The organism is Thalassospira sp. UBA848 (assembly GCF_002295455.1).
Lineage (GTDB): Bacteria > Pseudomonadota > Alphaproteobacteria > Rhodospirillales > Thalassospiraceae > Thalassospira.
This window is the reverse complement of record NZ_DBGS01000107.1, coordinates 1-9154: the sequence shown is the minus strand read 5'-3', so window position 1 is coordinate 9154 and position 9154 is coordinate 1. Positions and strand designations below refer to the sequence as shown.

The 9154-nt window shown below is 56.7% G+C and carries 13 protein-coding genes; 3 read left to right on the top strand and 10 right to left on the bottom strand.

The window, feature by feature from the left end; genetic code table 11:
• Positions 1-504, top strand: a 504-nt coding sequence (locus tag B2R48_RS14880; RefSeq protein WP_297001926.1) for an aldo/keto reductase, incomplete at its 5' end; no start/stop codon positions are given.
• A gap of 96 nt (positions 505-600) precedes the next feature.
• Here the strand turns inward: B2R48_RS14880 and B2R48_RS14875 are convergent.
• From B2R48_RS14875 to B2R48_RS14855, 5 genes are all read right to left on the bottom strand, one after another.
• Positions 601-1200: a class I SAM-dependent methyltransferase gene (locus B2R48_RS14875; protein WP_062957102.1), complete on the bottom strand. Its 600-nt coding sequence runs from the start codon at positions 1198-1200 to the stop codon at positions 601-603.
• Positions 1201-1362: 162 nt separating this feature from the next.
• Positions 1363-1659 carry a hypothetical protein gene (locus B2R48_RS14870; RefSeq protein ID WP_062957103.1) on the bottom strand — a complete coding sequence of 99 codons (297 nt, stop codon included), beginning with the start codon at positions 1657-1659 and terminating at the stop codon, positions 1363-1365.
• 68 nt (positions 1660-1727) lie between these two features.
• Positions 1728-2021: a hypothetical protein gene (locus B2R48_RS14865; protein WP_062957104.1), complete on the bottom strand. Its 294-nt coding sequence runs from the start codon at positions 2019-2021 to the stop codon at positions 1728-1730.
• 116 nt (positions 2022-2137) lie between these two features.
• A complete protein-coding gene (locus B2R48_RS14860; protein WP_297001921.1) occupies positions 2138-2641 on the bottom strand; it encodes a GNAT family N-acetyltransferase in 504 nt (167 codons plus the stop codon).
• Between the two features lie 258 nt (positions 2642-2899).
• A complete protein-coding gene (locus B2R48_RS14855; RefSeq protein ID WP_297001919.1) occupies positions 2900-3640 on the bottom strand; it encodes an SDR family oxidoreductase in 741 nt (246 codons plus the stop codon).
• A 126-nt stretch (positions 3641-3766) separates the two neighbouring features.
• Here B2R48_RS14855 and B2R48_RS14850 point away from each other — a divergent pair, with 126 nt between their 5' ends.
• Positions 3767-4684, top strand: coding sequence for a LysR family transcriptional regulator (locus B2R48_RS14850; protein WP_297001917.1), 918 nt, complete (start codon positions 3767-3769; stop codon positions 4682-4684).
• Here B2R48_RS14850 and B2R48_RS14845 read toward each other — a convergent pair.
• From B2R48_RS14845 to B2R48_RS14835, 3 genes are all read right to left on the bottom strand, one after another.
• Positions 4670-5176: an SRPBCC domain-containing protein gene (locus B2R48_RS14845; protein ID WP_297001914.1), complete on the bottom strand. Its 507-nt coding sequence runs from the start codon at positions 5174-5176 to the stop codon at positions 4670-4672. The genes B2R48_RS14850 and B2R48_RS14845 overlap by 15 nt on opposite strands.
• A gap of 149 nt (positions 5177-5325) precedes the next feature.
• Complete coding sequence (locus tag B2R48_RS14840; RefSeq protein WP_297001910.1) at positions 5326-6273, bottom strand: 2-hydroxyacid dehydrogenase; 948 nt, start codon at positions 6271-6273, stop codon at positions 5326-5328.
• A gap of 168 nt (positions 6274-6441) precedes the next feature.
• Positions 6442-6870 carry a VOC family protein gene (locus B2R48_RS14835; protein WP_297001909.1) on the bottom strand — a complete coding sequence of 143 codons (429 nt, stop codon included), beginning with the start codon at positions 6868-6870 and terminating at the stop codon, positions 6442-6444.
• Between the two features lie 119 nt (positions 6871-6989).
• Here B2R48_RS14835 and B2R48_RS14830 point away from each other — a divergent pair, with 119 nt between their 5' ends.
• Entirely contained in the window at positions 6990-7937 is a 948-nt protein-coding gene (locus B2R48_RS14830; protein ID WP_297001906.1) for a LysR substrate-binding domain-containing protein, read from the top strand.
• Positions 7938-7955: 18 nt separating this feature from the next.
• Here B2R48_RS14830 and B2R48_RS14825 read toward each other — a convergent pair whose 3' ends face one another.
• Positions 7956-8462 (bottom strand): DUF6314 family protein, encoded by a 507-nt coding sequence (locus B2R48_RS14825; protein ID WP_297001903.1) that lies wholly within the window; start codon positions 8460-8462, stop codon positions 7956-7958.
• 82 nt (positions 8463-8544) lie between these two features.
• On the bottom strand, positions 8545-8916 hold the full coding sequence (locus tag B2R48_RS14820) for a histidine triad nucleotide-binding protein (RefSeq protein WP_297001902.1): 372 nt from the start codon (positions 8914-8916) through the stop codon (positions 8545-8547).
• Positions 8917-9154 lie beyond the last annotated feature (238 nt).

Below are 9154 nucleotides of genomic sequence, written 5' to 3'. Positions count from 1 at the left end.
AAAGCCATCGAATATCCCGGGGTTGCGTCGGTTCAGATCATTTACAACATCTTCCGCCAACGCCCGTCGGGACTGTTTTTCCGCGAGGCAAAAGCAAAAAATGTCGGGGTTATCGTGCGGGTACCGCTGGCGTCCGGTCTTCTGACCGGCAAGATGACCAAGGATACCGCTTTTGCCGCCGATGACCATCGTGCGTTTAACCGCAATGGCGAGGAGTTTGACAAGGGCGAAACATTCGCCGGCGTGCCGTTTGATGTTGCGCTTGAGGCAGTCGAGGAAATCCGCCGCTTGGTTCCCGAGAACATCACCATGGCGCAGTTTGCCCTGCGCTGGATTTTGATGGAAGATGCTGTTGGTGTTGTGATCCCCGGGGCAAAGAATGCGGCGCAGGCCGCAGCGAATGCTGCAGCAAGTGACGTTGCACCGCTGTCGCCAGAGGTGATCGGTGAACTGCGCAATATCTATGAGCAGCGCATCGCCCCGCGCGTCCATCACTTGTGGTGATCAACCGTTTCCATCGGCTTTAAAGGGCGATGATACAGATAAAAGGGGTACCATGCCGTTGGTGCCCTTTTTTGTGTTGCTAGGCTCACTGGCCAATCAGGCGGATTTGCGGACTTCGCTGACGATTTCGGGGCGGCGTTTGCGTTCGATCTTGTAGACCGACGAGGGCGGGACATTGCGGACCGTAGTGCCGATGCGCGTTGCCTGCAGGTCAAGGCGGGCAAGGATGGCCGCAGGCACCGGGCAGCGCGGGCCATAGGTGAACTGATAAAACGCGCCGTCTTCGCGCAGATATTCAAAGCTGCCCGATAAAATCCCCATGATCTGGCGCGGTGTCATCGAAAGAAGCGGCAGACCACTGATTGCGCTTGCCAGCTCGCCGCGGCCAAACAGGCCATGGCGACCAAGGCGGCAGGCATCCATTTGCAGAATGCGGGCCTTGGGGTAGCGCTTTGACAACAGGCGGGAAAAATCCGGTCCGGCTTCGATCAAGGTCAGGTCGTTCTGGTTTATCCCGCGATCGAGAAGCGCTCGGGTAAACACACCTGTCCCCGGTCCGAGTTCCAGAACCGGGGTGCGTTGGGCGGTGACTTCTGATGTGATCAACCGTGCAAGTGCCGGGCTTGAAGGCGAGATGGCTGATACTTTTCTGGGATCCGTGACCCAGGCACGAATGAACGGCAAAAGATCTGACATTGAGAGCCTTTTCCACTCAGGTTGCGATGGCGGCGAACAGAACCTGCCCGCTATTTATGTCGCTACAGGTGCATGTTTGTGTTCATTTTGCGAATTTCCACCCCGGTAGCGTCGATCTGCATCGCATTGCCAATCGGGCGGGGATCCCGGACACCCTTGGGGTCAGGCTGCGCGCTTGCGGCGCAGGATATCAATGATTTCGGCCTTGTGCGGGTCAGCATGAAAGGCATCGGCCATGATCATGACACCCTTGGTGCCGTCATTGGCTTCGATCATGAACAGCGTTGCCTCATCACCCGGATCGGTGCCGTGATCGGTGCTGTTGGAATGAACAAGGCGCAATTCGTCCGGAGTATAAAGCTTGCCTGTGCCGTCACTGCGCACACCGTTTTCTTCAGCCATGAAATGGTGTTCAAAACCGTGGTCTTTGGCATTTTCCTGAAGATCAGCCAAGGTCATTGCGGCCTCCTTGATCAAAAAAGTGTCTGATAAGGGTAAAACGCAAGCCTTGGCCGCTTGTTCCGAATTCAGCCGTGCTTGCGGCGCAGATGGTCGATCAGGTCGGCCTTGTTGCGGTCGGTATCGAAACTGCTGGGCACAATCAGCATGCCGCGCGTGCCGTCATTGGCCTCGATCATGTACAACGTGGCGTCATCGCCCGGGTCGGTTCCGGCATCGACGGAACGGGAATCGATGATGGTCAGGTCATCAGGGCTGTATTTTGCCTGTTTGCCATCACATGTGACGTGGTTATCCGATGCACTGAACACATGCGAAAAGCCGCGTTCGCGGGCAAGGTCCTGCAACTCGATCAAATTCATGGAAGTCTCCGATCTTGTGCTGTGTGTTTCATAGCCCATCCTATCAGACTTTGACGCCGCTGTGGTTGCGTGTGCGAAAAATGACCGACCTGGGCCGCGCAATATTGCAAAAATCCCTAGGAAATCTGAAGTTTCATGCCTTCGTGGCTGGCAATAAAACCAAGCCGTTCATAGAAGCGATGGGCATCCTTGCGGGTCTTGTCGGTGGTGAACTGCACCAGGGCCGCACCAAGTGATTTCGAAATCGTAATGGACTGTGTGATCAGCTTTTCGCCAATCTTCTGACCGCGCGCGCTGCTGGCCACCCGGACCCCCTCGATCTGGGCGCGCAGTTGGCCGCGGCGCGACAAACCGGCAATCAGGGTCAGCTGCAAACAACCGACAATATCCGTGCCCTGAAGGGCAAGCAGGTATTTGTTGGGCAGTGCATCGGTTGATTGCGATTCCATGGCGTCAAACGCGGCGTAATAGGCGTCGGGCAGCGGATCAGTGAATTCTTCGCGGGTTTTGCCTTTTTCATCATCGGCCAGAAGGGCGACGATGGCGGGCAGATCATCGCGGATGGCATAGCGAAACGTGATGTCAGCCGGGTGGTCCGGTGTTTGGGTGGCGTTTGGCATGAATGTCCCTTTCCTGATGGCGGGACATGATGCGCAAAGCCCGGTATTTGCACAAGGTTTCAAAGCGCTATGCGCGTTCACCTTTGGTGCGCGGGGCAGATGCCAAATGGCAATGATGCCACCTGTTTGCGTATCAGGGGGCATCATTGCGTGTCATGCAGGCATTATTGGCAGAAAACCGGCACGGGGATGGGGGATCACTGTCGATCACCGACCAATCAAGCCTGCAAATGCGCGGGATTGGGCCCGTTGGCCGATTTAGGCCAGGCCGCCATTGGCACGGATCGTCTGACCATCGACCCAACCGGAATCCGGCCCGGCCAGGAAGGACACAACACCCGCGATGTCATCAGGTTCACCAAGGCGTTCAAGCGGTGGCATCTTTGCGAAATTGGCAACCTGTTCATCGGTCTTGCCATTGAGGAACAGTTCGGTTGCCACCGGCCCCGGGGCAACGGTATTGACGGTGATCTGGCGACCGCGCAGTTCCTTGGCGAAAACGCCCGTCATTGCCTCTACCGCGGCCTTGGTCGCGTTATAGACGGCGTAGCCCGGCAGTTTGAGGTGCAGGGCAGTGGTTGAAAAATTGATCACCCGGCCATGATCACGAAGATGTTTGGCACCTTCGCGCAGCATGTTGAATGTGCCACGGACATTGATGTCCATCATCGCGTCATAGGTGGTGTCATCCATGTCGGCAATCGGGGTGGTCGTCATGACACCGGCATTGTTCACAATGACATCAACCCCGCCAAATTCGGTGATGGTCTTGTCAAACAGGGCGGTGACCGCGTCCGGACGGGCGATATCGGCCTGAATGGCCAGCGCCTTGTGGCCCCGGGATTTCAGGGTTTCGGCCAGTTCTTCGGCAGGCCCGGCAGAGTTGGCATAGTTGATGACAACGGCAAAGCCATCCGCTGCCAGACGCTTGGCAAGGGCCACACCAATGCCGCGCGATGCGCCGGTGATGATGGCGGTTCTGTTTTGATTGGCAGACATGAAAAGTCTCCTCGGTGATTAAGGGGGCCGCAAGGGCATGGGCCGACTATGCCCAAGATGACTTTTCGGATAATTAGGTTATATTCGACATCATTATTCGAAATTGAATAACAATCAGGATGGCGAATGGACCGGTTTGAGGAAATGCGCAACTTCGTGCGCGTGGTGGAGCGCAAAAGCTTTACCAAGGCGGCGAGTGATCTTTTGATCCCGCGTGCGACCATGACCAATTCCATCCAGCGATTGGAAGACCGGCTGGGCACCCGGTTGCTGGAACGCACGACACGCACGGTTAACCCCACCCATGACGGGGAGGCTTATTATCAGCGCTGTATCAGGATTCTCGCCGATCTTGAAGAAGCCGATGGCAGCTTTACCAATGCCGATCCCAAGGGATTGCTGCGGGTGAACCTGCAAGGCACGCTGGCGCGGACCTTTATCATCCCTGCCCTTGGTGATTTTCGGGGTCGCTATCCGGGGATTGAGCTGGTGCTGGCCGATGGCGATCGTTTTGTCGATCTGGTGCATGAAGGCTTTGATTGCGTCCTGCGCAGTGGTGATCTGGCCAATTCATCCATGATCGGGCGCAGGCTTGCCCTTTTGCACGAGGCCACCGTGGCAAGCCCGGATTACATTGCACGCATCGGCATGCCCAAAACCGTTGATGACCTTAAAAGTCAGGGCCATCAGATGGTTTGTTTCCTGTCAGGCGCGGATGATCAGCCAATCCCGCTTGATTTTACAATTGATGGCAAGGTGTGCGACGTCATGCTGCCCGCAAGCATTTCGGTGACCGGGGCGGACAGCTATGCCGCCTGTGCCGCCGCCGGATTGGGGATTGTGCAGGTGCCGCGTTATCGCGTCGCAGATGACCTTCAATCGGGCAAGCTGGTCGAAATCCTGCCCGATTGCCCGCCTGACCCCATGCCGGTGTCGATCCTGTATCCGCAAAACCGCCAGCTTTCCGTCCGGGTACGGGTCTTTGTCGACTGGCTAAGCGCGTTGTTTGCGAAGATTGATTTTGCCGGATCAGGCCGGGCTTGAGTTGCTTGAAAGCAGTTTGATTTGGTTTCGCAATGAAACCAGATGGGCCTGCCAGTAATGGGTCATCATCGGCTTGAAGCGGTTGTCATTCAGGCCATTGCGGCCGGGATGGGCCATGGACAGCTTTTCAAGGCCAAGATGTTCCAGCGTGATGCGGGTGTAATCGCCCTGCGCGCTAAACCGGATATCGACCAATGTCGCCGGCTCCTTGGGATCGGCCATCGGCCATTGCCATTCAAAGGCAAGGCGCTTGCCTGGTTCCCACCTGGTGACCTTACCTGCACGGACGATAAAATCGGGGCGGCGTTTATCGACTTCCTGCAAATAGCGCACGCCGCCGCTTTCGCCAAATTCCATGATACCCGGTCGATTGCCGATCAGGCGGTTGCGCGGCCCCTGCTTCCACCAGTGATCAATCTCATTGGTAAACTGATCAAAGGCGGTGGCGGCGTCACATTCAACGCGAAGCGCAACAAAGGTTTTGGCTGACATCGGAAATCCTGTTTAACAGCAACGCCACCGGTTTGGCGGGCGATCCTCCTTCTTTTGCAGAAAGCCCGCAGCTGGACAAGCAAAACCCGACCCGGCGGGACGTTTGCGCGGGGTCGGGTCTGAAGGGTGTGTGTCCGCGATGTAGCGGCTTAGTAGCCGGTTTCGCGATTGACCAAGCCGCGCGGGGTTTCGCCGCGTGCCAGACGATCCAGGTTTTCGGCAATCTGATCGACGGATTCCTCAAACCGGGTGGCAGCCGCAATATGCGGGGTGATGCGGATTTTCCCATGATCCCAGAACGGATGGCTTTCGGGCAGCGGTTCGGTCGCTGCGACATCCAGAAACGCGCCGCGCAGATGGCCGGTATCAATCGCGCGCAGCAAATCTGCCTCGTTGATCATGGCCCCACGGGCGGCATTGATGATTGCAGCCCCCTTGGGCAGGGAGGAAAGCGTGTCGCTGTTCAGGACATTTTCGGTCTCGGAGGTGCGCGGCAGAAGGCAGATCAGGATATCGGACTGACCCAGAAACTCGGCAAGCGTTTCTTTCCCGGCATAGGTCGAAATGCCTTCAATCGCCTTCATCGAGCGGCTCCAGCCCGACACGGTAAAGCCGAGATTGGAAAGCGATGAGGCAACCGCAGAGCCCAGCGCGCCAAGGCCCATGACACCGACCCGGCACTGCGAAATGCGCGCCACGTCATGCGGGGTCCAGTCGCCATTTGCCTGCTGGGCGCTATAAACATCAAAGTCACGCATGAAATGCAGGGCGGCATAAAGATGATACTGCACCATCTGATCCGCCATACCGGCATCCTCAAGCCGAATAACCGGCAAGTCGGTCGGTAGACTGGGCGATGAAACAACATGATCCACCCCCGCCCCAAGCGAGAAGATCGCCTTGAGCTTCGGAAGCGTCTTGATCAAACCCTGTGGCTGTTTCCAGAACAGGGCATAATCAATTGTTTCAGGATCGTAATTATCTTCTTCGGTTACGATATTGGCGTCCGGCAGGCGGTCAACCATCACGCTTTTCCACTTTTGATCATCGCCGGCAGCGGAAATCAGAATGTTGAGCGGGGCGTTGGTGGTTGCCATCGGGGTCTCCTGGTCAATGCTTGGAAAGTCGGGACGATAAAAGGTTCTGTACATATCAAACGCGCCAGAGCGCAAAGCGTTCCGGCGCGTCAATTGGCGCGTCAATTACAGTCTGTCATGGACCGGCCCGCTTTCACAAGGCCGGTTACGTGCCTTTAAACGCCCAAATCAGTGGGCAAAGATCATGGCCGGGTCGCGGAAGGTCTTGAATTCAAGACCATTTCCTGCCGGGTCTTCGACAAAGAAGGTGCCCTGCTCGCCTGGCTCACCCTTAAAGCGGATCTTGGGTTCGAGCAGGAATTTGACATTGGCCGCCTTCAGCTTGTCGGCCAGTTCGTGCCATTTTTCCCATTCCAGAACCGCCCCGAAATGCGGGATTGGCACTGCATCGCCATCGACATCACCAGACCCCTTGTTCTGGCCGGCTTCGGGGCGGACATGGGCAGAAAGCTGATGGCCAAAGAAATCAAAATCAATCCAGGCTTCGGTCGAGCGGCCTTCATCACAGCCGAGGATATCGATATAGAACGCGCGGGTGTCAGATATCGATTTGATCGGGAAGGCCAGATGGAACGGTGGCAGGGATGGCGAAGACATGGTCAACCTCAAAGATTATCCAGATTATCTAACGATGTGTTGTTGGAACTACTCTAATACGTCAGAATGTGGCGGGTAAAATCAGAAGTTCTGGACTTATCAATAGGAAAACTATTGCTATGGCGCTGCGCCCGACCACCCCGCCGCTCAATGCCCTGCGCGCGTTCGAAGCCGCCGCCCGGCTTGGCAGCTTTGCCCGCGCGGCTGCGGAACTTTCCGTCACCTCCGGTGCGATCAGCCAACAGGTCGCCAATCTTGAAGCCAGCCTTGGCATGAGCTTGTTTGAGCGCAATGGCCCGAAACTGGCCCTGCGCGAAGCCGGTCGGGCCTATCTGCCCAGTCTGCGCCGGGCCCTCGACGAGATCGAGGCCGCCACCCTTGATCTGGTGACCCATGGCGCGGGGGAACGGAAACTGGTTATCGGTGCGCTGCATACCCTGGCCAGCAGCTGGCTTATTCCAAGATTAAATCGATTCCAAAACGAACATCCCGATATCCGCCCGGTGATCGAAACCCTGGCACTTAATTTCGCCACTCCGGAACGCAGCCCGGACCTTGGCGCGCGCCAGATGGATGTCGGGCTTTATTTCGGTGACGGTCGCTGGCCCGGCATGATCTGCGACAAGCTTTTTGATGAAATTCAAGTGGTTGTTGCCAAACCCGGATATGTTGCTTCAGGTGATGCGAAGGCCGAAAACCACCCTGTTGAACCGTCAGAACTGATCGGACGCTATCCGCGACTGGTCCACACCACCCGGCCCAAGGCTTGGCATGACTGGGCACAGGCCAACGGGATTGCCGTCACCGGTGCGCCCGGACCGGCCTTTGAACACTTCTTCATGCTGATCGAAGCCGCCATGGCAGGCATGGGAATCGCCCTGTTACCAAGGGTTTTGATCGAAGGACCACTTGCCGAGGGCAGCCTTGAAATCGTCAGTGATGCGTGGCTGAAATCCAGCGGCTCCTATTATCTGATCACGCCGGAAAGCCGTCAGGACGTGCCGGAAGTGCGCGCCTTTCGTGATTGGGTACTCGGTTTGGCAAGTCAATCCGGTTTGTCAGAATAAAGCGGCAAGTATTTGAAATTATGGACGGGTGTCTCGTCTTTCGGGATGGTAGGCGCGGCGATAGATGCTGTGCAGCAGGTGATCCTTCTTCGGACCGGTGATTTTTATTTTTGTTTCGAAATGATCTGGCCCGTTCCAGATCATGCAATGGTGATAAAAGTCCTCACCACAGGGGTGAATGTCACGCGCACAGAGACCTGATTCGCACGCGTCACCCTCTTCGCCAAATTGCAGCAACACATAGCGATTGCCGAAACTCAAAGGGTCGCGAAACAGAAGCTCGATTGCTGCGGGGTCCTCGTGCAGGACAAAATCATATTCCCGATAGCCATCAAACCGCTTGCCATCCGGACGGGTTAAAAACCCCTCCTCGCGATAGCGCAGCACGTTGGGTTTGTCGGGATCGGCCGCATGAAACGTGACATCGCCGGTAAACTGCCCGACTTCGCCCAAATCGCGCACAAGCGTCCAGTTGCCCGCAAGGGCATTGAAAATCTCGGATGCGGTGGGGATGTTGGGTGCCATAGGTGATTTCAGGTTCACGTTAGGACAAAAAAGGCAGGGCGCGGAATGCGGGGCCCTGCCTTTTTAACGGGTTTCCAGTCGCTTAGGCGCCCGGCAGCATCCGCGGGAGTTTTTCACCACCGAGGATATGCACATGCAGGTGCGGGACGTCCTGGCGACCGTGTTCGCGGGTATTGGCGATCAGGCGGTAGCCGTCTTCAACGACGCCAGCTTCCCTGGAGATTTTGCCGATTGCGCGGGTGTAGGCGACGATTTCGGCGTCCGAGGCATTCTGCGCAAAGTCATCATAGCTGGTGTAAGCACCCTTGGGGATGACCAGCACATGGGTCGGGGCCTGCGGCGCGATATCGTTAAACGCCAGCACGTGGTCATCTTCATAGACCTTGGTGCACGGGATTTCGCCGCGTAGGATTTTGGCAAAGATGTTTTCCGGATCGTAGGGCTGAACGGCCATCTTGGGGCTCCTGATCAATCTATTCTGACTATGGGTGCCATATTGGACAGGCTTGGCGTCCGGTGCAATTTCGATTTTGCGAAAGTGCGACCAATTTCCAATTTCCGTCATTCCCGGCGGAGCCATGCTGCGGCCCGGAAACCATGGTAGCGGTAGTCCGATATGGATGCCCGACTGCGCGGGCATGACGGATAAAGAGGGTTGCTCTACACATCGTCACCCCCGCGCAGGCGGGGGT

What these genes read in the sequence shown, in the direction of transcription:
- B2R48_RS14845 (WP_297001914.1), bottom strand. Translation starts at nt 5,176, where the DNA reads ATGTCAGCCAAAACCTTTGTTGCGCTTCGCGTTGAATGTGACGCCGCC.
- B2R48_RS14820 (WP_297001902.1), bottom strand. Translation starts at nt 8,916, where the DNA reads ATGGCCGTTCAGCCCTACGATCCGGAAAACATCTTTGCCAAAATCCTA.
- B2R48_RS14875 (WP_062957102.1), bottom strand. Translation starts at nt 1,200, where the DNA reads ATGTCAGATCTTTTGCCGTTCATTCGTGCCTGGGTCACGGATCCCAGA.
- B2R48_RS14825 (WP_297001903.1), bottom strand. Translation starts at nt 8,462, where the DNA reads ATGGCACCCAACATCCCCACCGCATCCGAGATTTTCAATGCCCTTGCG.
- B2R48_RS14855 (WP_297001919.1), bottom strand. Translation starts at nt 3,640, where the DNA reads ATGTCTGCCAATCAAAACAGAACCGCCATCATCACCGGCGCATCGCGC.
- B2R48_RS14835 (WP_297001909.1), bottom strand. Translation starts at nt 6,870, where the DNA reads ATGTCTTCGCCATCCCTGCCACCGTTCCATCTGGCCTTCCCGATCAAA.
- B2R48_RS14830 (WP_297001906.1), top strand. Translation starts at nt 6,990, where the DNA reads ATGGCGCTGCGCCCGACCACCCCGCCGCTCAATGCCCTGCGCGCGTTC.
- B2R48_RS14850 (WP_297001917.1), top strand. Translation starts at nt 3,767, where the DNA reads ATGGACCGGTTTGAGGAAATGCGCAACTTCGTGCGCGTGGTGGAGCGC.
- B2R48_RS14860 (WP_297001921.1), bottom strand. Translation starts at nt 2,641, where the DNA reads ATGCCAAACGCCACCCAAACACCGGACCACCCGGCTGACATCACGTTT.
- B2R48_RS14865 (WP_062957104.1), bottom strand. Translation starts at nt 2,021, where the DNA reads ATGAATTTGATCGAGTTGCAGGACCTTGCCCGCGAACGCGGCTTTTCG.
- B2R48_RS14870 (WP_062957103.1), bottom strand. Translation starts at nt 1,659, where the DNA reads ATGACCTTGGCTGATCTTCAGGAAAATGCCAAAGACCACGGTTTTGAA.
- B2R48_RS14840 (WP_297001910.1), bottom strand. Translation starts at nt 6,273, where the DNA reads ATGGCAACCACCAACGCCCCGCTCAACATTCTGATTTCCGCTGCCGGC.